18 protein-coding genes are annotated in these 25,119 nt (G+C 67.0%); 10 read left to right on the forward strand and 8 right to left on the reverse strand.

Annotation, left to right across the window (positions count from 1 at the left end):
- From rbfA to pnp, 4 genes are read left to right on the forward strand one after another with little or no spacing between them, the layout of a single operon-like run.
- Entirely contained in the window at positions 1–381 is a 381-nt protein-coding gene (gene rbfA, locus BBH56_RS02440; RefSeq protein WP_148121799.1) for a 30S ribosome-binding factor RbfA, read from the forward strand.
- A 9-nt stretch (positions 382–390) separates the two neighbouring features.
- The gene (gene truB / locus BBH56_RS02445; RefSeq protein WP_148121800.1) at positions 391–1,320 is read left to right on the forward strand and encodes a tRNA pseudouridine(55) synthase TruB; all 930 of its coding nucleotides are present in this window, start codon (positions 391–393) and stop codon (positions 1,318–1,320) included.
- 44 nt (positions 1,321–1,364) lie between these two features.
- On the forward strand, positions 1,365–1,634 hold the full coding sequence (rpsO, locus tag BBH56_RS02450) for a 30S ribosomal protein S15 (protein WP_110883082.1): 270 nt from the start codon (positions 1,365–1,367) through the stop codon (positions 1,632–1,634).
- A 33-nt stretch (positions 1,635–1,667) separates the two neighbouring features.
- A complete protein-coding gene (gene pnp, locus BBH56_RS02455; protein WP_148121801.1) occupies positions 1,668–3,779 on the forward strand; it encodes a polyribonucleotide nucleotidyltransferase in 2,112 nt (703 codons plus the stop codon).
- A gap of 73 nt (positions 3,780–3,852) precedes the next feature.
- On the opposite strand, the gene BBH56_RS02460 is transcribed toward pnp, so the two are convergent.
- The gene (locus BBH56_RS02460) at positions 3,853–5,922 is read right to left on the reverse strand and encodes a 3'-5' exonuclease (protein ID WP_148121802.1); all 2,070 of its coding nucleotides are present in this window, start codon (positions 5,920–5,922) and stop codon (positions 3,853–3,855) included.
- Positions 5,923–5,924: 2 nt separating this feature from the next.
- On the reverse strand, positions 5,925–6,299 hold the full coding sequence (locus BBH56_RS09555) for a response regulator transcription factor (protein ID WP_157809056.1): 375 nt from the start codon (positions 6,297–6,299) through the stop codon (positions 5,925–5,927).
- A 120-nt stretch (positions 6,300–6,419) separates the two neighbouring features.
- Here BBH56_RS09555 and BBH56_RS02470 point away from each other — a divergent pair, with 120 nt between their 5' ends.
- Positions 6,420–8,306, forward strand: coding sequence for a DUF294 nucleotidyltransferase-like domain-containing protein (locus BBH56_RS02470; protein WP_148121803.1), 1,887 nt, complete (start codon positions 6,420–6,422; stop codon positions 8,304–8,306).
- 50 nt (positions 8,307–8,356) lie between these two features.
- Here BBH56_RS02470 and BBH56_RS02475 read toward each other — a convergent pair whose 3' ends face one another.
- The 4 genes from BBH56_RS02475 to gluQRS all read right to left on the reverse strand — a co-directional run bounded on the left by BBH56_RS02475 (position 8,357) and on the right by gluQRS (position 13,474).
- Positions 8,357–10,111 (reverse strand): sodium:solute symporter family protein, encoded by a 1,755-nt coding sequence (locus BBH56_RS02475; RefSeq protein WP_148121804.1) that lies wholly within the window; start codon positions 10,109–10,111, stop codon positions 8,357–8,359.
- Positions 10,112–10,126: 15 nt separating this feature from the next.
- Entirely contained in the window at positions 10,127–10,393 is a 267-nt protein-coding gene (locus BBH56_RS02480; protein ID WP_148121805.1) for a DUF4212 domain-containing protein, read from the reverse strand.
- Positions 10,394–10,566: 173 nt separating this feature from the next.
- On the reverse strand, positions 10,567–12,504 hold the full coding sequence (acs, locus tag BBH56_RS02485; protein WP_148121806.1) for an acetate--CoA ligase: 1,938 nt from the start codon (positions 12,502–12,504) through the stop codon (positions 10,567–10,569).
- Between the two features lie 40 nt (positions 12,505–12,544).
- Entirely contained in the window at positions 12,545–13,474 is a 930-nt protein-coding gene (gene gluQRS / locus BBH56_RS02490; protein WP_148121807.1) for a tRNA glutamyl-Q(34) synthetase GluQRS, read from the reverse strand.
- Between the two features lie 78 nt (positions 13,475–13,552).
- Here gluQRS and BBH56_RS02495 point away from each other — a divergent pair, with 78 nt between their 5' ends.
- On the forward strand, positions 13,553–14,725 hold the full coding sequence (locus BBH56_RS02495; protein ID WP_404828055.1) for a pyridoxal phosphate-dependent aminotransferase: 1,173 nt from the start codon (positions 13,553–13,555) through the stop codon (positions 14,723–14,725).
- On the opposite strand, the gene BBH56_RS02500 is transcribed toward BBH56_RS02495, so the two are convergent.
- Together BBH56_RS02500 and exaC are read right to left on the reverse strand one after the other, a co-directional pair.
- A complete protein-coding gene (locus tag BBH56_RS02500) occupies positions 14,704–15,075 on the reverse strand; it encodes a DUF779 domain-containing protein (protein WP_110883073.1) in 372 nt (123 codons plus the stop codon). The genes BBH56_RS02495 and BBH56_RS02500 overlap by 22 nt on opposite strands.
- 63 nt (positions 15,076–15,138) lie before the next feature.
- Complete coding sequence (gene exaC, locus BBH56_RS02505; RefSeq protein ID WP_148121809.1) at positions 15,139–16,659, reverse strand: acetaldehyde dehydrogenase ExaC; 1,521 nt, start codon at positions 16,657–16,659, stop codon at positions 15,139–15,141.
- Between the two features lie 209 nt (positions 16,660–16,868).
- Between exaC and BBH56_RS02510 the strand changes: the two genes are divergently transcribed.
- Genes BBH56_RS02510 through ligA form a run of 4 tightly spaced genes read left to right on the forward strand, consistent with a single transcriptional unit; the run spans position 16,869 to position 25,118 of the window.
- Positions 16,869–18,743, forward strand: a complete 1,875-nt coding sequence (locus BBH56_RS02510; protein ID WP_148121810.1) for a sigma-54-dependent Fis family transcriptional regulator — start codon at positions 16,869–16,871, stop codon at positions 18,741–18,743.
- Between the two features lie 40 nt (positions 18,744–18,783).
- Entirely contained in the window at positions 18,784–22,269 is a 3,486-nt protein-coding gene (smc, locus tag BBH56_RS02515) for a chromosome segregation protein SMC (protein ID WP_148121811.1), read from the forward strand.
- A 54-nt stretch (positions 22,270–22,323) separates the two neighbouring features.
- Entirely contained in the window at positions 22,324–23,106 is a 783-nt protein-coding gene (locus tag BBH56_RS02520) for a cell division protein ZipA (RefSeq protein WP_148121812.1), read from the forward strand.
- A complete protein-coding gene (gene ligA, locus BBH56_RS02525) occupies positions 23,103–25,118 on the forward strand; it encodes an NAD-dependent DNA ligase LigA (protein ID WP_148121813.1) in 2,016 nt (671 codons plus the stop codon). The genes BBH56_RS02520 and ligA overlap by 4 nt, the downstream gene beginning before the upstream one ends.
- The last annotated feature ends 1 nt before the right edge of the window (position 25,119 follow it).

Raw genomic sequence — 25,119 nt, forward strand, 5'->3', positions numbered from 1 at the left:
ATGCCACGGGACTTCTCACGGGCCCGCCGCGTCGGCGACCAGATCCAGCGCGAGCTGGCCGGGCTCATCCGGGACGAGGTCCGCGATCCCCGCGTGGGGTCGGTCACCGTCTCGGAGGTCCAGGTCAGCCGCGACTTTTCCTACGCCGATGTGTTCGTCACCGGTCTGGGGATGGACGCCGATGAATCCCGCGACATGGTCCGGGTGCTGACCGGCGCCGGCGCCTTTCTGCGCCATCAGCTCGCACAACGACTGACCCTGCGCAAGGTGCCCACACTGCGCTTTCAGTACGATCCCACCTTCGAGCGGGGGGCGCGGCTCAACCGCCTGATCGACGATGTCCAGCCGGATGACGGGCCGGGCTCGCGGGATTCGGACTGACCCGGGGCGATGGGGCGTCGCAGGGGCCGCGCGGTGGACGGGATCCTGACGGTGGACAAGCCCGCCGGGCAGACCTCCAATCAGACCCTGAGACGGGTCAGCGGCTGGCTGGACGCCCGCAAAGCGGGGCATACCGGCAATCTCGATCCGTTGGCCACGGGACTGCTGGTGATGTGTTTCGGTGAGGCCACCAAGATCAGTGGCTGGCTGCTGGATGCCGACAAGGCCTACGTGGCGACCGTGCGCCTGGGGGTGGTCACGGACAGCGCCGATGCCGACGGCACGCCGCTGGATGAACGGCCGGTGCCCGCCGTTGATGCGGGCTACCTCGAATCGGTGCTGGCGCGGTTCCGCGGGCCCATCGAGCAGGTCCCGCCCATGGTCTCCGCACTCAAGCATCAGGGGCGTCGCCTGCACGAGCTGGCCCGCGAGGGCCGGACGGTGGAGCGGGCGCCCCGGCCCGTGACCATTCACTCGCTGACCGGCGAGTGGATCGAGGCCGACCGGCTGCGGCTGACGGTCAGCTGCTCCAAGGGCACCTACATCCGCAGCCTCGCCGCCGATATCGGCGAGGCACTGGGCTGCGGCGCCCACATTGAAACGCTGCGGCGCACCGCACTGGGGCCCTTCGACGGTGCTGGCATGTGGACCCTCGACGCCCTTGAGCAGCGTTACCAGAGCGGTTCCGAGGCGCTGGATGCCTGCCTCCTGCCGGCCGACCGCGGACTGCGCGGTTATCCGGCGGTGACGCTCCCCAGCGGCGAATCGGCGCGTTTCTGCCAGGGGCAGGCGGTGGCCCTGGCGGCCGACGAAACGGCGCCGACCGGGCTCTGCCGGGTCTATGCCGAGGCGGAGGGTTTTCTTGGCATGGGTGAGCGCGCCGGCGACCGCGGCGTCGCGCCCCGGCGTTTGCTTGTTCAGCGACGCCCCCACGGATAGAATATCGAATTGTTGTTAATCAGTTTTTCATTCAGGAGTCATTGATGTCGCTCAGCGCGCAGCAGAAGCAGGAGATCGTCCGTGATTACGGGCGGGCGGAAGGTGATACCGGATCCCCGGAAGTGCAGATCGCGCTTCTCACCGCCCGGATCCAGTACCTCACCGATCATTTCGCCACCCATAAACAGGACCATCACTCCCGCCGCGGGCTGCTCAAGCTCGTCAATCAGCGTCGGCAGCTGCTGGATTATCTCCACCGTAAGAGCCTCGAGCGCTATCAGACGGTGATCAAGCGACTCGGCCTGCGTAAGTAAGCCGCTCCACAGAAGACCAGGGGATAAAACTCAGTGACTCCAACCGCCGTCAAAAAATCTTTCCAATACGGGGAACACAACGTCACGCTCGAGACCGGCAGGATTGCCCGGCAGGCGAGCGGGGCGGTCATGGTCAACATGGCCGATACCGTTGTCCTTGTCACGGTCGTCGGCAAGCGCGAAGTCGTGCCCGGACGAAGCTTTCTGCCGCTCACGGTCAACTACCAGGAGCGGACCTACGCGGCGGGCAAGATCCCCGGCGGATTCTTCAAGCGCGAGGGCCGGCCGTCCGAGAAGGAAACCCTGGTCTGTCGTCTGATCGACCGGCCGATCCGGCCGCTCTTCCCCAACGGCTTCACCAATGAGGTGCAGGTCGTCGCCACGGTGATTTCCATGAACCCCGAGGTCGATCCCGACATCCCAGCACTGATCGGCACCTCGGCGGCGCTCGCGGTCAGCGGCATTCCGTTTGACGGGCCCATCGGCGCCGCGCGCGTCGGTTATCGGGATGGCGGATTCGTCCTCAACCCGGCGATCTCGCAGCTCGAGGACTCCGCACTGGACCTGGTGGTGGCGGGCACCGAGCAGGGTGTTCTCATGGTCGAGTCCGAGGCCGACCGGCTGCCCGAGCAGACCATGCTCGACGCGGTGCTGTTCGGTCACGAGCAGATGCAGTCGGCCATCACGGCCATCAACGAGCTGGCGGCCGAGGCCGGTAAGCCGCGCTGGGACTGGTCGCCGGAGACGGCCGACCAGACGCTGGCCGAGCGGGTGCGCGAGCACGCCGAGAAGCCGCTGACCGACGCCTATGCCGTGGCCGACAAGCAGGCCCGGCAGGAGGCCGTCGCCAGTGTGCGCGAGACCGTCAACGCGGCGTTGGTCGCCGCCGACGACAGCGAGCATGGCTGGTCCGCGGAAGCGGTGAGTGATGCGTTCAAGGCCCTCGAGAAGACCATCGTTCGCGGTCGGATCCTCGCCGGCGAGCGGCGCATCGACGGGCGGGACAACCAGAGCGTGCGGCCCATCGACATCGAGGTCGGGTCGCTGCCGCGTACCCATGGCTCGGCGATCTTCACCCGCGGTGAGACCCAGGCGATCGTGGTCACGACCCTCGGCACCGGCCGCGATGCGCAGATCATCGACGGCATTGAGGGCGAGCGCCGCGAGCCGTTCATGTTGCATTACAACTTCCCGCCCTACAGCGTCGGCGAGGCCGGCTTCATGGGCACGCCCAAGCGCCGCGAGATCGGCCACGGCAAGCTCGCCAAGCGCGGCGTCCAGGCAGTGATGCCAGAGCCCGAGGACTGCCCCTACGTGGTGCGCGTGGTCTCCGAGATCACCGAGTCCAACGGTTCGAGTTCCATGGCGTCGGTCTGCGGGACCAGTCTGTCGCTGATGGACGCCGGCGTACCGATCAAGGCGCCGGTGGCCGGTATCGCCATGGGGCTGATCAAGGAAGGCGATGACTTTGCCGTGCTCACCGACATCCTCGGTGACGAGGATCACCTCGGCGACATGGACTTCAAGGTGGCCGGCACCGATAGTGGTGTGACGGCGCTGCAGATGGACATCAAGATCGATGGCATCACCCGCGAGGTCATGGAACAGGCCCTGAGCCAGGCCCGCGACGGGCGCTTGCATATCCTCGGCGAGATGAACGGCGTCATCGCCGAGCATCGCGAGGAGATGTCCGCCTACGCGCCGCGACTGATCACCCTGCGGATTGATCCGGACAAGATCCGGGACGTCATCGGCAAGGGCGGCGCCACCATCCGCCAGCTTACCGAGGAGACCGGCACCACCATCGACATCACCGATGAGGGCGTGGTCACCATCGGATCGGTGGACAAGGCGGCTGGCGAGGAGGCCCGGCGCCGGATCGAGCTGCTGACCGCCGACGTCGAAGTCGGGCAGGTCTATGAGGGCAAGGTCATCAAGTTGATGGATTTCGGCGCCTTTGTGAACATCCTCCCCGGTCGCGATGGGCTGGTGCACATCTCGCAGATCTCGGACCGGCGGGTGGAGAGCGTCTCCGACGAGCTCGCCGAGGGTCAGAACCTGCGGGTGAAAGTCCTCGAGGTGGATCGCCAGGGCCGTATCCGCCTGAGCATCAAGGCGCTTGGCGAGGAAGAGGCCGAGAGCTGATTACCGCTATCGTCCCGCCCGGACGGTCGGTCAGAACCCCCGCGGTCCCTCGGGCCCCGGGGGTTTTTCATGTCTAGAAGGCACGCTGCTGGCGGCGGAACTCGACCATTTTTTCCTGGGCGTCAATCGCCTCCTCAAGTCGGTTGATGCCCGCCTCGGGGAGCAGTCCGAAGAGCTGGATCATGATCTCAGCGGTGGTCAGCGAATCCCCCAGCGCGGTGTGACGCCCACCGACGCCCACCCCCAGCCGCCGGGCGACGCCTTCAAGGGTGTGCTCGCCGGTGTGGTCGTGCAGCAGGATGGACAGCAGCAGGGCGTCGAGCGTGGGATGATCAAAGCGCACCCCGCAGCGGCGCTGCCTGAGGCGCAGAAAGCGCATGTCGAAGGCGATGTTGAAGCCCACCAACACGGCGTCGCCGGCGAATGCATGAAAGCGCCGGATCACCTCGTCCACCGGCGGGGCATCGGCCACGTCTTCGTCATGAATCCCATGAATGCTTGATGCCAGCGCCGGGATCGGACGCTCCGGGTTGGCGAGTAGCTCGAAGGTCTCGCCGTGCATGACCCGCCCCTGGTGGATGCGCACGGCACCGATGGCGACGATTTCATCGCCATGACCGGGCTCGAGGCCCGTGGTCTCGCAGTCAAAGACGACATAGTCGAGATCGCCGAGCCGGGTGTCGGCCGCCTCGCCCAGCGCCCGCACCGGCTCGGCCTCGTCGGCGGCGAAGTCGTAGTACTCGGGCCGCGCGGCGACCGGGGTGGGCGCCTCGGTCTTCGCCGGCGCACCGGGCAGTGGCAGTCGAAGCAGCGCCCGATGGGGCCGTGACAGGTCCGGCTGACTCCACACGGTGGTGTCATGACGCTGCAGCACCTCGCGCAGGGTCACCGTCCCGCCGACATCATCGAGGCCCGCATCCAGCCACTCGTCGAGCTGATCGGGGCTGACGACGTCGCCCGACCAGTTCATATCCAGATAGACCAGGCTGCCCTGGCCGCGTCCGGATACGGCGACGGCGCTGACCGCCAGGGTATCGGCCAGACGCATCAGCAGCGCCTCGATCACCTGGCTGAGCAGATAGGGTTCCGCGGACACCCACACATCGGCGCTACACTGCACCCGGGGCAGCCGGCCTGCCGCGGCGTTTTTCTTGATGCCGGCGATCAGGCTGCCGAGGTGCAGGTCCTCCAGCCGCCAGTTATCGGTGACCATCGAGGCGGTCTCATCGGACAGGTGCGCGAAGGCATCGGTCAGGCGTCGGGTCTCTTCATGCAGCATGCGCCCGAAGCGCTCGGCGTCCTCACTCATCTGCGCCTGCTGGGCCAGTCGCAGGCTTTCGCTGACGGTGCACAGGCTGGTCAGCGGATCGCGCAACGACTCCACCGCCTCGCGCAGGCTCTGCTCGCGCCGCAGCACCGCCCGGGTCTGGCGCGAGACGTCGGTGAGGGTGATGACGAAGCCGTCGGTCCCCGGATCGTCGGTGATCAGCCGCGCCACCCGACAGCGCAGCAGTCGCTCGCCGCTCGCGGTCGCGCAGACCAGTTCGGTATCGGCGTTGCTCGCGGCATCGGCGGAGGGATCGATCAGGCTCAGCGCATGCCGCAGCGGCCCGTCGTTGAGGACTTCATGCAGATAGCGCCCCAGACCCAGCGCCGGTTCGGCGTCCAGCAGCACGCGCGCGGTGCGGTTGTAGAGGGTGATGCGACCGTCGTCGCGGCAGACCACGACGCCTTCACGGATCTCGCGCAGGATGGTCTCGAGCCGGGCCTTGCGGGCTTCGATGCGGGTGGTCCAGGCCGAGGCGGCTTCTTCCATCTCGCGGCGACTGCGCGCCAGGGTGCCACCGAGCTGCTCGATGGTCTCGGGCAGGCGACCCAGCCAGTGCCGCGACGGCAGCTCCAGTCGATGGCCGGGGTTGGAGCCGGCGATTATCCCGGCCCCGCGCTCGGTGGCACTCAGCGGACGGGTCACGCGCCGATCCAGCAGCAGGCCGCCGATAAGCGGTGCCAGCCCCGCCACCGCACCGGCCAGCAGCGGATGCAGCCCACTCAGCAGGAATGCCGCGGGGCCAGCGAGCAGGGCGATGGCCGCTGTCGATCCCCATAGCCGCTTGCGCAGCCGCGGGAGCCGAAAGGCTCTCACCCTCAGGCGGCTCCGCTCGCCAGCGACCGGATCCGGCCGAGGATGGCCGCGGGATCGAACGGCTTGACGATGAAGTCCGTGGCACCCAGCGAAAACGCCTTCTCGCGCTCCACCTCGAGGCTGTGCGAGGTGAGCATCAGGATCGGCAGGCCCATCGGGCCTGACCCCTGTAGCAGGCGCTGGCAGAGGTCGTACCCGTTGCGGTCGGGCAACGTGGTGTTGACCAGGGCGACATCCGGGGCGGCCTCGGCCATTGCGGCCTCGGCCTGGTTGCCGCTGTTGGCCAGTGCCACGCGAAAGCCCGACTGCTCGAGTAGAAAGCGCAGGGCACTGGTCAGGTTGGATTCATGGTCGACAATCAGAATTGTTTTAACCATCAGCCACTCAGCATCCGTGGATGCTGCCTCCTCCTCTTTTCGGCCAGTATAGGCTACTCCCATGCCCGTTTGTCGAGGTACGCTGCCGGTAGACGCCGATGAACCACGCGGGAGACAGCGATGAGCGACGACACGGCCGATACCGACGCCTCGGTGGTGCGCGGATTTCTGGAGGCGCATGCGCCCTTTGACCGCCTGCCGCGGGCCCTGCAGCAGCATTTCCGCGAGCATTGCGAGGTCTGCCGCTACACCGCCGGCACCGTCATCCTCGAGCCGTCGGTGGAGCCCGCCGGGTACTTCTACCTGATCGTCGACGGGCAGGTGCGCGCGGAGCGCCCCGGCGGCGAGCGCTTTGACATGGGCCCCGGGGATAACTTTCCCATGGCCGCAATGATCGGTCAGCGGGCCACGCGCACGGTCTATCGCGCCAGCACGCCCACCCAGTGTCTGCGCGTTCCCCGGACCACCTTCGAGCACCTCGTCAGCGAAAGCCCGCTGTTCCGCGACTATTGCCTGCGCGGGGTGAGCGGGCTGCTCGATCAGGTCCAGCAGGATATCCAGCACCGGGCCGCCGGCAATCTGGGCAGCGATACCACCATGGATACGCCGCTGGGAGAGCTGATGAACCGGCACCCGCTGACCTGCGAGGCGCATACCTCGGTGCGGGAGGCCGTGGCCACCATGCATGCGCGCAAGGTGGGCAGCGTGCTGGTCACCGACCCGGACGAGCGTCCGCAGGGCATCTTCACCCTGCATGACCTGCGGGGCGTCGTCGCCGAGGGCAGCCACCTCGACGAGTCGCTGGCGGCGGTGATGACCCGCGAGCCGGTCACCCTCGATACCCAGACCTATGCGTTTGAGGCGGTGGTGGAAATGGCGCGTCACCACATCCGGCACATGATCGTCACCGATCCGCAGGGCCGGCTCGCCGGTGTCATCTCCGAGCGCGACATCTTTGCCCTGCAGCGGATCAACCTGGTGCATCTGACCCGCTCGATCACCGGCGCCGAGGACGTGGACGCGCTGGTGCTGGCCCGCGGCCAGGTGGGGGCGCTGATCGATAGCATGATGGCCCACGGCGCCGGCGTTGAGCAGATCACCCGCATCATCACGCTGCTCAACGACCGCACGGTGACCCGCGCCATTGAACTGGTCCTGGCCGAGCGCGGCGACCCCGGCGTGGCGTTTACCTGGATTGCCTTTGGCAGCGAAGGTCGACGCGAGCAGACGCGGGTGACCGATCAGGACAACGGGATTCTGTTTGACCCCGGCGATGAGACGCCGGAGGCGGTACGCGAGCGTCTGCTGCCGCTGGCACGGCGCATCAACGAGGTGCTCGACGCCTGCGGTTTTCCGCTGTGCACGGGCAATGTCATGGCGAGCAATCCGGGGCTCTGCCTGAGCTTTGCGGAGTGGGAGGCCACCTTTGGCCGGCTGGTGGCCAGTGCCACGCCGGAGAACGTGCTCAGCTCGACCATTTACTTCGATTTTCGGCCCGTGTGGGGGGATCTGGTCACCGGCGAGGCCCTGCAGCGCCGGGTGGTGGAGCTGGCGGCCGGCAACTCGGTCTTCCTGCACACCCTTGCGGCCAACGCCCTGGCCATCAAGCCGCCGCTCGGCGTGTTCCGGGACTTCGTCACCGATCGCGATGCCGATGGTGTGCATCGACTGGATCTCAAGGTGCGTGGCCTGACCCCGTTCGTGGATGCCGCCCGGGTGCTGGCCCTGCAGGCGGGGATCGCCGATGGACACACCCAGACGCGTCTGCGCGAGCTGGCCCGCGCGGGGGTGCTGAGCGCCGAGGATGCCGGGGCGTTCGAGCGCTCGTTCGCCTTTGTGCAGCTGCTGAGGATGCGCGAGCACCAGCAGCAGTCGGTGACCGGCGACACCATGGGGAACCGGCTGGATCCGGAGAACGTCAATCCGATGGATCGGCGGATCCTCAAGGAGGCCTTCCGCGAGGCGCGGCGGCTTCACAAAAAGCTCGAAGTGCGGTTCCAGCTATAAAAAAACCCCGGTGGCAGGGCCACCGGGGTTTTCCTGACGGGTCAGGGCGCTCAGGAAGCGCGCGGGACCCGGATGCTCTCCACCAGTTCCTGGATGTTCTCCGGCGGCGGCGCCGTTGCCCGTGACACGAGCGATGCAACGATGACGTTGATCAACGCGCCGATGGCACCGATGGACTGCGGTCCGATCCCGAACAGCCAGTGCTCCGGCGTGTCCGGCAGCATGTTGGTGCCAGGGATGAAGAACCAGCCCTTGAAGATGAACACATACACCAGGGTGAAGCTGAGACCCGAGAGCATGCCCGCGATGGCGCCGGCACTGTTCATGCGCCGGTTGAAGATGCCGAGCATGAGAACCGGGAACAGCGACGAAGCCGCCAGCCCGAAGGCCAGTGCAACGACCTGTGCCGCGAACCCTGGTGGGTTCAGACCCAGGTAGCCTGCCACAAGGACCGCCACACCCATTGCGATTCGAGCCGCTAGCAATTCGCTCTTCTCGCCGATCTTCGGGTTGATGACGCCCTTGATCAGGTCATGGGAGACCGATGAGGAGATCGCCATGAGCAGTCCTGCCGCCGTGGACAGGGCCGCTGCAAGGCCACCCGCGACGGTCAGGGCGATCACCCAGTTGGGCAACTGCGCGATCTCGGGGTTGGCCATGACCATGATGTCACGGTCAACGGTCAGCTCATTGCCTTCCCAGCCATAGGACTCGGCCGTGGGCTCGAAGGCCGGGTTGTCGCTGTTGTAGTACTGGATACGGCCGTCATCATTCTTGTCGTCCCAGGCGAGAAGACCGGTCTCTTCCCAGCGCGAGAACCAGCCCGGCACGTTCTCGTACGCCAGGTTGCCGTCTTCGGCCCCGATCTCGCCCGGCTGGACGGTGTTGATCAGGTTGTAGAACGACATCGCGCCCACGGCCGGTGCCGTGGTGTAGAGAATGGCGATGAAAATCAACGTCCATCCGGCCGACAGTCGGGCATCCCGGACCCGCGGCACCGTGAAGAAGCGCACGATGACGTGGGGCAGACCGGCTGTACCGATCATCAGCGACATGGTCAGGAAGAACATGTTGAGCGTGGTGCCCTTCATCGCCGTGTACTGCGAGAAGCCAAGATCAACAAGGATGTTGTCGAGCTTGTTCAGCAGATAGGTGCCATCGGCGACGGTCCCGCCCAGACCCAGCTGTGGTGCCGGATTGCCGGTGATGGCCAGCGATATGAAGATGGCCGGAATGGTATACGCGAAGATCATCACGCAGTACTGGGCGATCTGGGTATAGGTGATGCCTTTCATGCCGCCGATCACGGCATAGAAAAAGACGATCGCCATCCCGATGAAAAGCCCAAATTCGTAGCTCGTCTCAAGAAAACGCGAAAACGCGACGCCAATGCCCTTCATCTGACCGATGACATAGGTGATCGAGGCGACGATCAGGGCAATGACCGCAATGACGCGGGCCGTCTTGGAGTAGAACCGGTCGCCGATGAATTCGGGAACCGTGAACTTACCGAATTTGCGCAGATAGGGCGCAAGTAGAAGTGCCAGGAGCACATAGCCGCCGGTCCAGCCCATCAGGTAGACGGAGGCGTCATAGCCCAGAAAGGCGATCAGACCGGCCATTGAGATGAACGATGCCGCGGACATCCAGTCCGCTGCGGTGGCCATGCCGTTGGCAATGGGGTGAACCCCCTTGCCTGCGACGTAGAATTCGCCGGTGCTTCCGGCCTTGGCCCAGATCGCGATACCGATGTACAGGACGAAGGTGGCGCCGACAATCAGATAGGTAGTGAGTGCGAGATCCATGTCGAATTCCCCTCGTTACTTTTCGTACACGTCGTATTTTCGATCCAGCGCGTTCATGCGGAACACGTAGACGAAAATCAGGACGATGAACGTGTAAATCGCGCCCTGCTGGGCGAACCAGAAGCCGAGGGGATAGCCCGCAATCATGATGTTGTTGAGCAATGGGGCGAGAATGATGCCCAGTCCATAAGAGACGAAAAACCAGATGATCAGCAATGTGATCAGCAGTCTGACGTTCTCCTTCCAGTAGGCCATGGCGGCCTGTTCCTGATTAGAAGCCATGCTTCCGCTCCTCCTGCGGTGATGTCGTATGACAGTGTCGTCCAGCGACCTGTCGCTTTTTGTGATTATGGATGCGTGGAAATCTCGTCCGGTTGGTCAGATCCTCCCTGGCTCGATTCATTGTTGTGAGATCGCCCGGCGACCCCCTTGAGGGCGTCGCCGGGCCGTGGTTGCTACTGGTTGGCCCGCTGGCTGATCAGGTCATCCACCACACCGGGGTCGGCCAGCGTGCTGGTGTCTCCCAGACTGTCCAGCTCGTTGGTGGCCACCTTGCGCAGGATGCGCCGCATGATCTTGCCTGAGCGGGTCTTGGGCAGGCCCGGCGCCCACTGGATGACATCGGGCTTGGCGATGGGGCCGATTTCGCTGCGCACGAGACTGGCCAGTTCCTTTTCCAGATGGTCACTGGGCTCTGTGCCCTGCACCAGCGTGACGTAGCAGTAGATCCCCTGGCCTTTCAGGTCGTGGGGGTATCCCACCACCGCCGCCTCCGCGACGGCATCATGCAGCACCAGCGCGCTCTCGATTTCGGCGGTGCCCATGCGATGGCCGGAGACATTGAGGACGTCGTCCACCCGCCCGGTGATCCAGTAATAGCCTTCCTCGTCGCGGCGCGCGCCGTCGCCGGTGAAGTACTTGCCCGGATAGGTCGTGAGGTAGGTGTTCATGAAGCGTTCATGGTCACCGTGGATGGTGCGCATCATGCTGGGCCACGCCCGGGTGAGGCACAGGTTGCCCTCGGTGGCGCCCTCGAGCACGTTGCCCTCGTTGTCCACCAGCTGCGGCTCGACACCAAAGAACGGCAGCGTGGCGGAGCCGGGCTTGAGGTCGATGGCGCCGGGCAGTGCCGAGATCATGATCGCGCCGGTCTCGGTCTGCCACCAGGTATCGACGATGCGGCAGCGCTCATCGCCCACCACGCGGTAGTACCACTCCCAGGCCTCCGGGTTGATGGGCTCGCCAACCGTGCCCAACACCCGCAGCGACTGGCGGGAGTGCTTTTTGACCAGCGCCTCGCCCTGACCCATCAGTGAGCGGATCGCGGTGGGAGCGGTGTAGAAGATGTTGACCTGATGGTCGTCGATGATCTGCCAGAAACGCCCGGCATCGGGATAGGTCGGAACACCCTCGAACACCAGGCTGGTGGCGCCGTTGGCCAGCGGCCCGTAGACGATGTAGCTGTGGCCGGTGATCCAGCCGACGTCGGCGGTGCACCAGTAGACCTCGCCGTCGTGGTAGTCGAAGACGTACTTGAAGGTCATCGCGGCCTGCAGCAGATAGCCGCCGGTGGTGTGCAGCACCCCCTTGGGCTTGCCGGTGGACCCCGAGGTATAGAGGATGAACAGCGGATCCTCGGCGTCCATCGCTTCGGGGGCACACTCATCGGACGCGGCAGCCAGCGCCTTGCCATAGTCGATGTCGCGCGCGTCGTTCCACGACACCGGGTTGCCGGTGTGGCGGACCGTGATCACCGAGTGCACGGCGTCGAGGCCATCAATGGCCTTGTCGACGTTTTCCTTGAGCGGGACCGGCTTGCCACTGCGCAGCCCCTGATCGGCGGTGATCACGGTGCGGCAGTCGGCATCGACGATGCGATCGCGCAGGGCATGCGGCGAGAACCCGCCGAAGACGATGGAATGCACCGCCCCGATCCGCGTGCAGGCCAGCATGGCGACCACGGCTTCCGGGATCATCGGCATGTAGATCGAGACCCGGTCACCCCGCGAAACGCCGCGGGACTTGAGCACGTTGGCCAGCCGACAGACATCGGCATGCAGTTCGCGGTAGGTGATGTGCCGGGTGACGCCCGGCTCGTCGCCTTCCCAGATGATGGCGTTGCGATCACCGTGGGTGTCGAGGTGCCGGTCCAGGCAGTTGTAACTGACGTTGAGCTTGCCGCCTTCGAACCAGCGAATCTGCCCCTTGGTGAGGTCGTTATCACTTACGCGGTCCCAGGTCTCGAACCAGGTGAGGAAGGCCTCCGCCTGTTCGGCCCAGAATGCGTCCGGCGCTTCCAGTGACCGGCGGTACATGCGCTCGTACGCTTCGCGGCTGAGCAATGCGTGATCGGCGGTTTCCGGCGGCACCGGATAGCGTTTTTCTGCGGCCATGCCGTTTTCTCCTCCTGAATGACAGCGTTCGACGTCTGTTCTATACCTTATGGACCCTATACTGCGGGTGTTGGAGGCCTGATGCCAAGCCATCGCGCGCAATTGCCCCGGATTGCCAGTGGCCAACCGCCCATTCCAGAAGCATCGCGGGTGGGGCATCCGCCAGGTCGGCCGGCGGAGGATGCCCGAGAAAGGCCAGCGCGTCGGCCACGGCGGCCCCCGCCCGACGGGTATCCACGGGCGGCGCCGCGTTGGTTTTGCTGAGCTTGCGGCCCTGGGGGTCGGTGGCGACGGGTACATGCAGGTGGCGCGGCTGCGGCAGGCCCAGGGCGCTGCGCAGCAGCATCTGCGGGGGCGTCGCGGGCAGCAGGTCGGCACCCCGGACCACATCGGTGACGCCCAGCGTGGCGTCATCCACCACCATGGCCAGGTGATAGGCGTGCAGGCCATCGCCGCGGCGGATCACGAAGTCGCCGATCACGGCCGCGGGGACCAGGGACTGTGGGCCCAGGCGCCGATCCTCGAAGCCAAGGGGGCCATCGGGGACGCGGAACCGCCAGCTGCGCGCTTCACGGCCGGCGGGCAGGCCGTCGCGGCAGGTCCCGGGATAGATGATACCGGCCGGGCCGGCCTCGCCGCCCGCGGCCACCTCGCGCCGGGTGCAGGCGCAGGGGTAGGCGTCGCCACTTGCCTGGAGCCTTTCGAGGGCCGCCTGATAATGATCGCGCCGCGCGTCCTGGACCTGCACCGGGCCGTCCCATTCGAGGCCCAGGGCCTCCAGTGCCGCGCGGATGTCGCGCGCGGCCGAGACCCGGGCGCGGCCGCGGTCGACGTCATCGATACGCAATCGCCACTCGCCGCCGGCCGCCCGTGCATCCAGCCAGCTCGCCAGCGCCGCGATCAGCGAGCCGCGGTGGAGCGGCCCGGTCGGGCTGGGGGCGAAGCGGCCGATGTAGCGCGTGTCGGTCATAGCACCATCCATGCGTTGTTGCCTCAGCTTGCCATGCGGGTTGCTACACTGCGAGTCCAGTCATTCGCTGAGGTCGCCGTGCCACGCCCTGATCTGTCCGCGCGCAGTCACCGCATCCAACCGTTTCACGTCATGACCCTGCTGGCCCGGGCGCGCGAGCTTGAGGCGGGCGGCGCCGACATTGTCCATATGGAGATCGGTGAGCCCGACTTCCCCACGGCGGCGCCGGTGCGTGAGGCGGGCCGCCAGGCGCTCGCCGACGGGCGGACCGGGTATCAGCCGGCGGCGGGGCTGCCGGCCCTGCGCGAGGCCATCGCCGGGCACTACCAGCGTGACCATGGCGTGGAGGTCGATCCCGGTCGCATTCTGATTACCCCGGGGGCGAGCGGGGCGTTGCTGGTGGCCCTGGCCATGCTGGCGGATCCGGGCCGCAACGTCCTGCTGCCCGACCCGGGCTATCCGTGCAACCGCAACTTCGTCGAAGCCGTGGACGCCACGCCGCGGGCGGTGCGTGTGGACGCCGGCAGCGATTATCAGCTGACGCCCGGGCTGGCGGCCGCGGCCTGTGACGAGCGTACGGCGGCGATGCTCGTGGGCTCGCCGGGCAACCCCACCGGCACGCTGGCGAGCGCCGCGGATCTGGCCGGACTCGCGGCCCTCGGCCAGCGCCGGGGCATTGGGCTGATCGTCGATGAGATCTATCACGGACTGCATTACGACGGCGCGCCCGCCCAGGCGTTGGCGCATGCGCCGGACGCGATTGTGGTGAACAGTTTCTCGAAGTACTTCGGTATGACCGGCTGGCGGCTTGGCTGGATGGTGGTCCCCGCTGACTGGGTGCCGGTTGCCGAAAAGCTGCTGCAGAATCTGTTCATCAGCGCCTCGACGCCCGCCCAGTACGCGGCGCTGGCCTGCTTTACCGAGGCGTCCCGCGAGATCTTCGAGGCGAGACGCGAGGCGTTCCGCCAGCGTCGGGACTTTCTGCTGCCGGCGTTGCGCGACCTCGGCTTCCACATCCCGGGCAATCCTGCCGGGGCGTTCTATCTGTATGCCGATATCACCGCGCTCGGCGATGACAGCGCCGATCTTGCAAGCGGACTGCTTGAACAGGCCGGTGTGGCGGTGACCCCCGGGCTGGATTTTGAACGCACGGCACCTGAGCGGCATCTGCGCTTCGCCTACACCACCGACACCGACCGACTGGCAACGGCGGTGAGTCGCATCCAGCGCTATCTGGCCGCCGGCGGCTGATCCCGCGGCGGTACGCTGCACAGTTCAGAGCGGGTCAGGAAGCGTTTGCCCTCGGGCGCTTCCAGTGAGAATCCGGAGCCACGCCCCTCGATCACGTCGATGATCAATCGCGTGTGCGCCCAGAGCGCATACTGGTCACCGCCGATGTAAAAGGGCTGTCCGCCGATGTCGCCAAGGTGGACATCGCGCGCGCCCACCCTGAATTCGTCGCGGGGATAGCACATGGGTGCACTCCCGTCACAGCAACCGCCGGACTGGTGAAACAGCAATGGCCCGTGGCGCCGCTGCAGCTCGGCGATCAGTGCTTCTGCCGCAGGTGTCGCCACAACGCCCATTTCATTCGTGCTCATGATCGTCTCCTCGTCCGCAGCACCGGGCGGGCGTGACCCGCCCGCCCGGCGTTATCCGCCCGCCTAGAACAGTCCCATGGGGGACTCGCTGTAACTCACCAGCAGGTTTTTGGTCTGCTGGTAGTGCGCGAGCATCATGAGGTGGTTTTCGCGACCGAAGCCTGACTGCTTGTAGCCACCAAACGCCGCGTGCGCGGGGTAGAGGTGATAGCAGTTGGTCCAGACACGGCCGGCCTGAATGCCGCGGCCCATGCGATAGGCCGTGTTGACGTTGCGCGTCCACAGGCCCGCGCCGAGTCCGTACAGCGTGTCATTGGCGATACTCAGGGCGTCATCCCGATCGTCAAAGCCGGTGACCGAGACCACCGGGCCAAAAATCTCTTCCTGGAAGACGCGCATGCGATTGTCGCCCTCGAAGACGGTGGGCTGAACGTAGTAGCCACCGCTCAGTTCGCCGCCCAGGTCCAGACTCTCACCGCCGGCGAGGACTCTGGCACCCTCCTGCCGGCCGATATCCAGATAGGCCATGATTTTTTCCAGCTGATCGCGCGATGCCTGCGCGCCCACCATCGTCTCGGTATCAAGCGGATTGCCCGTTTTAATGCGGGATACCCGGTCAAGCGCAGCATCCATGAAGTCGCCATAGAACGAGCGCTGCACCAGTGCCCGTGACGGGCAGGTGCAGACCTCACCCTGATTGAGGGCGAACATCGCGAATCCCTCGAGGGTTTTCTCCCGGAAGCCGTCATTGGCGGCAAAGCAGTCAGCAAAAAAGACGTTGGGTGACTTACCGCCCAGCTCCAGCGTAACCGGAATCAGGTTTTCCGATGCGTACTGCATGATCAGTCGCCCGGTGGTGGTCTCTCCGGTGAAGGCCACCTTGCTGATCCGTGGGTTCGAGGCAAGCGCCTTGCCCGCCTCGGCGCCGAAGCCGTTGACGATATTGAGCACACCGGCCGGCAGCAGGTCGGCGATCAGCTCGGTGAGCATCAGAATGCTGGCCGGTGTCTGTTCGGCGGGTTTGAGTACCACACAGTTGCCGGCCGCCAGCGCCGGCGCCAGCTTCCACGTGGCCATCAGGATCGGGAAATTCCAGGGAATGATCTGACCGACCACACCGAGGGGTTCATGGATCTGATAGGACACCGTGTCGTCGTCGAGCTCGCCAAGTGATCCTTCCTGGGCACGGATGACGCCGGCGAAATAACGGAAGTGATCGATCGCGAGCGGCAGATCGGCCGCCAGCGTTTCCCGGACCGGCTTGCCATTCTCCCAGGTCTCCGCCACGGCAAGCGCCTCGAGGTTGGCCTCCATGCGATCGGCGATGGTGTTCAGAATGACGGCGCGCGCCGCCACCGGCGTCTTGCCCCAGGCCGCCTTTGCCGCGTGGGCTGCATCCAGCGCCTTTTCAACGTCGGCCGCCTTGGAGCGCGGAATGCGGCAGAAGGTCTGCCCGGTGACCGGTGTGGGATTATCGAAGTACTCGCCGTCGAGCGGGGCCTGCCAGTCCCCGCCAATGAAGTTCTGATATTCGCTTTTGAAATGGACGATGGCGTTCGTGCTGCCGGGATTGGCGTAGATCATGGTCTCTCCTCCGTTTTTATGGGTCGGGACGGGATGCGTGCCCGCACCGATACACCAGCAAGATCTGCGCCAATTGATGGCTGCGCGCCCGGCGCTTGCGTCGCGCCCGGGACTGGGCGATCGTGCTATTCAACCTGTCCGCTAGAGACGGGTGGCCGGTGTGCCGTTTTAGAACAATCTGTCGCGGACTGCGACAGAGGAGGAGGGCGATGGACGAGCGGCCGTTTAACGATCGCGCCCGGCTTGCCGGCGCGCGGCGTCAGCTGTTGGCGGGCGAGCGGACGCCGGCCGGTGTGGCGGATGGGGTGGCGGCCTCCTGGCAGCGGGTGGCGGCGGCCGGGCTCTCACCGCGGCAACAGGCGGCTGATGCCGTTTTTGATGCGGCGGCGTTGCGGGCGGCCCGGGCCGACAACGAGTCGCTGATCGCGCTGGCGCTGCCGGAAATCGAAAACCTGTATCACCAGATCAGCGGCAGCAACAGTGCCGTATTGCTCTGCGATGCGCACGGCACGATCCTCGAGCGCCACGGTGACCCGCATTTCCATGCCCGCAGTCAGCGCGTTGCACTGGCACCGGGTGCATGCTGGGGCGAGCCGGTGCGCGGGACCAACGCCATCGGCCTCGCGCTGGCACAGGGCGGTCCAGCGTCGGTCCACGGCCCCGAGCATTATCTGCAGTGCAATACTTTCCTGACCTGTGCGGCGGCGCCGATCCGTGACACGGCGGGGACCGTGATCGGCCTGCTGGATGTCTCCGGGGATCAGTCGGCCCGCCAGATCCATGCCCTGGGGCTGGTGCGGATGGGCGCACGAATGATCGAAAACCGCTGGCTCACGGCGGAGTTCGCCGACAGCTTCCATCTTCATCTCCATGCGCGGCCGGAGCTGCTGGGCACCCTCAGCGAGGGGATTCTCGCGCTCGATGGTGATGGACGGGTATTGGCCCTGAACGAGGTGGCGCGCAGCTACTTCGGCGACGACTGCGTGGGCGAGCGCTTCGAAGGGCTCTTTGAGGAGACGTTCGAGGGCTTGCTGCGCAGTGACGAGGCGATGCCGCTGCGGCGGACCCTCAGCGGGATCATGACCTGCCTGCGCCTGGTCGCGCCGCCGTCGCGCATCCACGGGTCGACGCCGGCGGCTGCGCTGTCCGATGACACGACGTTCGAGCGCTTGCACGCGGGGGATGATGCAGTGGCGGACACACTGCGTCGGGCTCACCGTGTCTTCGCCCGAAACATCCCCCTTCTGATCGAGGGCGAGACCGGCACCGGTAAGGAATGGGTGGTGCGCGCCCTGCACGCGAAGGGGCCGCGGGCGAACGGGCCGATCGTCGCCGTCAACTGCGCGGCAATCCCCGAGAGCCTTGCCGAGGCCGAACTGTTTGGTTATGCCCCGGGGGCATTCACCGGCGCAAACCCGCGCGGTGCCGAGGGTCGCATCGCCGAAGCCAATGGCGGAACACTTTTCCTTGACGAAATCGGCGACATGCCGATCGCGCTTCAGACCCGACTGCTGCGGGTCCTCCAGGAGCGCACCGTCCTGCCGGTGGGTGGCGGTCAGCCCCGGGCGGTGGACTTTGCGCTGGTCAGCGCCACTCATTGCGATCTGGCAGCCCGGGTCAAGGCCGGTGCGTTTCGCGCCGACCTTTACTACCGGCTGTGCGGATTGCGGATCGAATTGCCGCCGCTGCGCCGGCGCAGCGATCGTGAGGCGCTGATCGACCGGCTTCTGGCCGAGGAGGATCCCATGGCGACGCTTTCGCCGGATGCCCGCGCCCGGCTTCTCGCCTATTCATGGCCCGGTAATCTGCGTCAGTTGCACAGCGTCATGCAGACGGCGCTGGCGTTACGCCGACCGGGCGCGCCGGTGACACGGGCGGATCTGCCTGATGTCCTCCTGGAGGCGGACGTCGGAAACATGTCGGCTGAGGCCTGTCCGGATACCGACCTTCGGGCCATGGAACAACGCCATATTCAGGCGGCACTGGTGGAGCACGGCGGTAACGTCAGTCGCGCCGCGCAGTCGCTGGGCATCAGTCGCAGCACGCTCTACCGGCGCATTGGTTCCTCCTCCCGGGGAAAATGAGTATCTTGAATGCTGCACGGCAACAGGGACGCCCGCGTGGATGCGGCTCAGTAAAATCCGCCTGAGCGGTTTCAAATCCTTCGTCGACACGACGCCGGTCGCGCTGGGCTCGGGCATCACCGCCATCGTCGGCCCCAACGGCTGTGGCAAGTCCAACATCATCGATGCCGTGCGCTGGGTCATGGGCGAGCGGTCGGCCAAGCATCTGCGTGGCGGCTCGATGGCCGATGTCATCTTCAGTGGATCCGGCAGCCGCAAACCCGTGGGGCAGGCCAGTATCGAGCTGGTGTTCGACAATGCCGACGGTTCACTGGGCGGGCAGTACGCCGGGTTCAGCGAGATCGCCATCCGCCGTCAGGTCAACCGCGACGGGCAATCGGCCTATTTTCTCAACGGCAGCCGCTGTCGGCGTCGCGATATCACCGATGTCTTCCTGGGGACCGGGCTCGGGCCCCGCAGCTACTCGATCATCGAGCAGGGCACCATCTCGCGACTGATCGAGGCGCGCCCCGAGGCACTCCGCGGCTACCTCGAAGAGGCCGCCGGGATCAGCCTGTACAAGGAACGGCGCCGCGAGACCGAGCGGCGGATCCGCGATACCCGCGAGAACCTCGAGCGGCTCGATGACATGCGCGCCGAGGTCGCCCGCCAGCTCGACCGGCTCAATGATCAGGCCCGGACGGCCGAGCGCTACCGCCAGTTGAAAGCCGATGAGCGTCAGTGTCATGCCGAGCTGACCCTGCTGCGTATCCGCCAGCTCGAGGCTGAACAGGCCGATCTGCAGACCCAGCGAGCTGATGCCGAGACCGCCCTCGAGGCACGCCTGGCGGAACAGCGGCGCTGCGAGCGCGGGATGGAATCGGTGCGCGCCGAACAGACCGCGGCGAGTGATCACCTGAATGCCGTGCAGGCCGAGTACTACGAACTCGGATCGACGCTGGCCGCCCTCGAGCAGCGTATCCGCCACGACCAGGAGACGCTCAGCCAGAGCCGCCAGGCCCTTGAGCAGACACGGGCCGCCATCGCTGAGAACGACCGTGCCCTCAGTGACGACCGTGATGAACGTCAGACGCTGACGGCGACCATCGACACCGAAACGCCGGCGCTCGCCGCCGCTGACCAGGCCCTCGCGGAGGCCGAGCAGACCGTTGCGACAGCGGGCGCCCGCCTCGATGAAGCCCGCGAGCAACGCGATGCGGTGGGGCAGGAACACGCCGAGGCTGAGCGCCGGATGCAGCTCGAGCAGACCCGGATCGATCAGCTCGAGGCCCGCGTCGCCGATCAGGACCGGCGTCTGGCGCGCATTGCCGAGGAACTCGATCTGCAGGCGGGCGAGGACGCTTCCGCCGACGCCACCGACCGTGCCGATATCGAGGCGCTGGTGGCCGATCGTGAACCGCTGGACGCCCGTATTGCGGCGGCCGATACGCAGCTGGCCGCGGCGGCCGAGGAGCGCCAGTCGCTGGATGCCCGGATCGATGAGCAGCGCTCGCGGCTGAACGCCTGCGAAGCCCGGCGCGAATCGCTGCAGACCCTCCAGGACGAGGCCCTGGGCCGGCATGACGAAATGGCCCGCTGGCTGCAGGCCCAGGGGCTTGAAGGACATCGGCGCCTGGGGGATCAGCTTGCCGTGGCGCCTGGCTGGGAAATGGCGGTGGAGTGGGCCCTGGAGCGCGCGCTGGAGGCCGTGGAGGCCGGCGACGCCGACCCGGACACGCCCCAGGCCGGCGAGGTGATGCTCTTCAGTGCCGTACCCGGGGCCGACGCCCCGCCCGATTCGCTGGCCGCGAAGGTGGCGGGTCCGGCCGCGGTGACCGATCTGCTGGCCCGTATCCGGACGGCGGATAGCCGGGCCGAGGCGCGCGGCTGGCTGAGCCGCCTTGCGCCGGGCGAGTCGGTGATGACCGCGGATGGGGCGTGGTATGGCCATGGCTGGCGGCGTCTGCGCGCCACCGCGACCGATCCGGAAGCCGGCGTGGTGGCGCGGGGCCGGGCCATCGAGGCCGTCACCGCCGAGATTGCCGGGGCGCGGCATGCCCTGGATGATCTCATGAGCCGGCGGGAGGCCACCGATGCGCGCAGCGCCGACGCAAAGGCCGACCGGCAGCGGGCGGTGGAGGCCCGTCAGAGCCTGGATCAGGCACTCGCCGCGGCACGCGCCCGACAACAGGCGGCCATCGATCAGCAGCGGGCAAAGGCTGAGCAGCGCCAACGGCTGATGCGCGAGCGCACGGAGCTCACCGAGTCGCGGGATGAGGCGCGCGCGGCCATCGACCGGGCCGTGGCCGAGCGCGATGCCGCCCGGGTTCAAGTGCAGTCCGCCCGTGATCGACGGATCCCCCTGGATGAAGCGCTGGACACCGCCCGGGCGGGCCTGGAGCGCGCCCGGGCGGCGGCCGCGGCGGCCCGCGATCAGCGCCAGGCGGTCGCCCTGCGTCTGGAGCGGGCCGAGACCGCGCGGCAGTCACGGGATCAGGCCATCGCCCGGTTGGCCGCCCAGGCCAGCGAGTTGCAGCAACGCGCCGATGAACTGCAGGCCACCATCGACGCCCTGGGTGACCCGGACGCCACCCGGGCGAATGAGCGGCAGTCGCTACTGAGCCGTCGGGCCGAGCGTGAGAGCGCCCTCGAGGCGGCCCGTCGGCGTCTTGATGATCAGGCCGCCATGCTGCGCCAGCTCGACACCGAGCGATCGCTGGCGGAGCAGGCGGTGCGCGAGCGACGTGAGACCCGCGATGGCCTGCGCCACCGCGAGGTTGAGGTGGAGGCACGGCTTGCCGACCGGCGTGAGCAGTTTGCCGCGCTGCCGGTGGACGGCGAGGCCATCGCCGGGGCGTTGCCGGAGGACGCCGATGAATCGGCCTACATCGGCGAGCTCGAACGCCTTGCCGCGGCCATTGATGCACTGGGGGCGATCAATCTCGCGGCCATTGACGAGCAGGCCACGCTGGCCGAGCGCAAGACCTATCTAGACGACCAGCAGGCCGACCTGAGCGCCGCCCTCGAGACGCTGGAGAACGCCATCCAGCGCATTGACCGCGAGACGCGGAGCCGTTTCCGGGCCACGTTTGACGAGGTCAACGCCGGGCTGCAGCGGCTTTTCCCGACGCTGTTCGGCGGCGGCGAGGCCTATCTCGAGATGACTGAAGCGAATCTGCTCGAGACCGGCGTCACCCTGATGGCTCGACCGCCCGGCAAGCGCATCAGCAACATCCATCTGCTCTCCGGGGGCGAAAAGGCGCTGGCGGCGGTGGCGCTGGTGTTCGCCATCTTCGAGCTCAACCCCGCCCCGTTCTGCATGCTCGATGAGGTCGATGCCCCATTGGACGAGGCGAATGTGGGGCGTTTCTGCGATCTGCTGCGCAGCCTGTCGGATCGCGTCCAATTCATCGTGATCACGCACAATAAGGCCACCATGGAGGCAGCCAGCCACCTGGCCGGGGTGACAATGGCGGAACCGGGGGTCTCGCGGCTGGTGGCCGTGGACGTCGAGGCGGCCGTGGAAATGACCGCCGGCGAGACTTGAGTTGAGACAGGTGGCGTTGCAACCTGACAGGGATATGGGGGAACGGAACTGGGAATGAACGAACTGCGCTGGATTCTTCTGGGCCTTGGCGTTGTGATCATCGCCGGCGTCTATGGCTACACCCGCCTCCAGGACTGGCGCCGCGACGGCCCACCGTGGCGGCGTCGCGCGCGCCCGCAGCGCGAGCCCTTCGCCGACTATCAGGAGCCGGCGCTGGACGCCGGCGACCCGCTGGCCGGGGAACCCGTCGCCGACGATCCCATCGCTGACGATGACCTGCCAGCGGCTGACCCCGCGGAGACACCCGGCGGCGAGGGCATTGTCGGCCCCGCCCGGGTCGTCCACTCGGAGGACGAGCTGGAGGATGTGCGGGGTCGAGCGGTCGGCGAGGAGTGGATCATCGCGCTGTCGGTCATGGCCCCCGAGGGGCGACCCTATGATGGCGGGTCCATCGCCGAGGTGCTCGAGGCGGCGGGACTCGGCCTGACCGATCAGGGCGTTTTCGAGCGCCCGCTCAGCGTGAACGGCGAGACCGTCGCGCTCTATACCGTGGCCAGCATTGTCGAGCCGGGTACCTTTGACCGGACCGACCCGGCGGCCACCACCACGCCGGGGATCGTTTTCATCATGCAGGTGCCCGCGCCGTTCGACGGGCTGGCGGTATTCGAGCGCATGCTGGCGACGGCCCGGCGCGTGGCCCAGAGCCTGGGGGGCCAGTTGCTGGACGGCCGGCGCTGCGATCTGACACCCCAGGCCATCGAGCACTGGCGTGAGGCGCTGCTCGAGTACCGACGCCGGGCACGGGTCGCCGATCGGCGACCGGGCGGCCGCCCATGAGCGCAGCGGACGCCCCGGCGGAGCGTGCCGCCCGCCTTCGCGACCAGCTCGAGACCCACAATTACCGCTACTACGTCCTCGACGATCCGACCATCGCCGATGCCGAATACGATCGGCTGATGGACGAGCTCATGACCCTCGAGCGCGATCATCCCGAGCTGCAGCGGGATGATTCGCCGACCCGGCGGGTGGGCTCGGCGCCGCTGTCGAGCTTTGCGGAGCGGGCCCACGGCGAGCCCATGCTGTCGCTGGCGAATGCCTTCAGCGAAGCGGATGTGGCCGACTTCGACCGGCGTCTGCGCGAGGCGCTGGGCGTCAGCGACATCGACTACATGGCCGAGCCCAAGCTCGACGGTCTGTCGGTCAACCTGCGTTATGAATCGGGACAGCTAGTGACGGCGGCGACCCGCGGTGATGGCCGCGTCGGCGAGGACATCACCGCCAATGCCCGTACCATCCGCAGCATCCCGCTGCGACTGCAGGGTGATCAGGCGCCGGCGGTGATCGAGGTCCGCGGCGAGGTGGTGATCCAGCGCGCCGACTTTGAGGCCCTCAATGAGCGCCGTCTGGCGCGCGGTGAACGCCCCTTCGCCAATCCGCGCAATGCCGCGGCGGGCAGCCTGCGCCAGCTCGATTCGCGGATCACCGCGCATCGCCCGCTGACGCTGTTTGTCTTTGGCACGGGCGAGGCCAGCGAGGCGTTGCCCGCCACCCACGAGGCGGTCCTCGAAACCCTCCGGCAATGGGGGTTTCGGGTCAATGATCAGGTCCAGCGCGTGACCGGTGTCAGCGGCTGCCTCGCCTACCAACAGCATCTTGTCGAGGTCCGTGACCGCCTCGACTATGAAATCGATGGTGTGGTCTACAAGGTCAATGATCGTCAGGTCTGGCAGCGGCTGGGGGCCACGGCGCGGGCACCGCGCTGGGCGCTCGCCCACAAGCTGCCGGCCCGCGAGGCGTCCACCCGGGTCAGGGCCATTCTGCCGTCGGTGGGCCGGACCGGGGTCATCACTCCGGTGGCCGACCTGGAGGCGGTGGAAGTCGGCGGTGTGACCGTGACCCGCGCGACGCTGCACAACCTTGACGAGGTCCATCGCAAGGATGTCCGCGAGGGCGATGCGGTGATGGTCCGCCGGGCTGGCGATGTCATCCCCGAGGTGGTCAGTGTCATCGAATCACGCCGGCCGGCCGACGCCCGGGCCTGGCAGATGCCGGCGGCCTGTCCGGTCTGCGGATCCGACGTCGTGCGGATCGATGACCAGGCGGCGCATCGCTGCATGGGCGGGCTCTACTGCCCGGCGCAGCGCATGGGGGCGCTGATGCACTTTGTCTCACGGCGGGCGATGGACATCGATGGGCTGGGTGAAAAGCTCATCGAGCAGCTGGTCTCCCACGAGCGGGTGCGCACCGCCGCCGATCTGTATGCCCTGACCCGCAGCGATCTACTGGGCCTGGAGCGCATGGGCGAGCGCTCCACCACCAATCTGCTGAGCGCGATTGAGGCCTCGCGGGAGACCACGCTGGCGCGGTTCCTCTACGCCCTGGGCATTGATCAGGTGGGTGAGGTGACCGCCCGTGCCCTGGCAACGCACTTCGGCAGCCTGGAGGCGCTCATGGCCGCTGACGAGGAGGATCTCACGGCGGTGCCCGATGTCGGGCCGGTGGTGGCGGAATCGGTGCGCCAGTTCTTTGCCCAGCCGCATAATCGCGAGGTGATCGAGGCCCTGCGCGAGGCGGGCGTGCACTGGCCCGATCCCGGATCAGCGGCCGAAGCGCCACCCGCCCAGCCGCTGGCCGGGCAGACTTTTGTGCTGACCGGCACCCTCCAGGGCCAGACCCGCGATCAGGCCCGTGCCCGCATCGAGGCCCTGGGGGGCAAGGTCACGAGCAGCGTGTCCAGTCGCACCGATTATGTCGTCGCGGGCGCCGAGCCGGGCTCGAAACGCGACCGCGCCGACAGTCTGGGAGTGACGGTCCTCGATGAGGCGGGCTTCAACGCCCTGATCAACTAGA

The organism is Spiribacter roseus, assembly GCF_002813635.1.
Taxonomy (GTDB): domain Bacteria; phylum Pseudomonadota; class Gammaproteobacteria; order Nitrococcales; family Nitrococcaceae; genus Spiribacter; species Spiribacter roseus.

Coding starts and splice junctions, on each gene's coding strand:
- rbfA (WP_148121799.1), top strand. CDS start 1: ATGCCACGGGACTTCTCACGGGCCCGCCGCGTCGGCGACCAGATCCAG.
- truB (WP_148121800.1), top strand. CDS start 391: ATGGGGCGTCGCAGGGGCCGCGCGGTGGACGGGATCCTGACGGTGGAC.
- rpsO (WP_110883082.1), top strand. CDS start 1,365: ATGTCGCTCAGCGCGCAGCAGAAGCAGGAGATCGTCCGTGATTACGGG.
- BBH56_RS09555 (WP_157809056.1), bottom strand. CDS start 6,299: ATGGTTAAAACAATTCTGATTGTCGACCATGAATCCAACCTGACCAGT.
- BBH56_RS02470 (WP_148121803.1), top strand. CDS start 6,420: ATGAGCGACGACACGGCCGATACCGACGCCTCGGTGGTGCGCGGATTT.
- BBH56_RS02475 (WP_148121804.1), bottom strand. CDS start 10,111: ATGGATCTCGCACTCACTACCTATCTGATTGTCGGCGCCACCTTCGTC.
- BBH56_RS02480 (WP_148121805.1), bottom strand. CDS start 10,393: ATGGCTTCTAATCAGGAACAGGCCGCCATGGCCTACTGGAAGGAGAAC.
- acs (WP_148121806.1), bottom strand. CDS start 12,504: ATGGCCGCAGAAAAACGCTATCCGGTGCCGCCGGAAACCGCCGATCAC.
- gluQRS (WP_148121807.1), bottom strand. CDS start 13,474: ATGACCGACACGCGCTACATCGGCCGCTTCGCCCCCAGCCCGACCGGG.
- BBH56_RS02500 (WP_110883073.1), bottom strand. CDS start 15,075: ATGAGCACGAATGAAATGGGCGTTGTGGCGACACCTGCGGCAGAAGCA.
- exaC (WP_148121809.1), bottom strand. CDS start 16,659: ATGATCTACGCCAATCCCGGCAGCACGAACGCCATCGTCCATTTCAAA.
- BBH56_RS02510 (WP_148121810.1), top strand. CDS start 16,869: ATGGACGAGCGGCCGTTTAACGATCGCGCCCGGCTTGCCGGCGCGCGG.
- smc (WP_148121811.1), top strand. CDS start 18,784: ATGCGGCTCAGTAAAATCCGCCTGAGCGGTTTCAAATCCTTCGTCGAC.
- BBH56_RS02520 (WP_148121812.1), top strand. CDS start 22,324: ATGAACGAACTGCGCTGGATTCTTCTGGGCCTTGGCGTTGTGATCATC.
- ligA (WP_148121813.1), top strand. CDS start 23,103: ATGAGCGCAGCGGACGCCCCGGCGGAGCGTGCCGCCCGCCTTCGCGAC.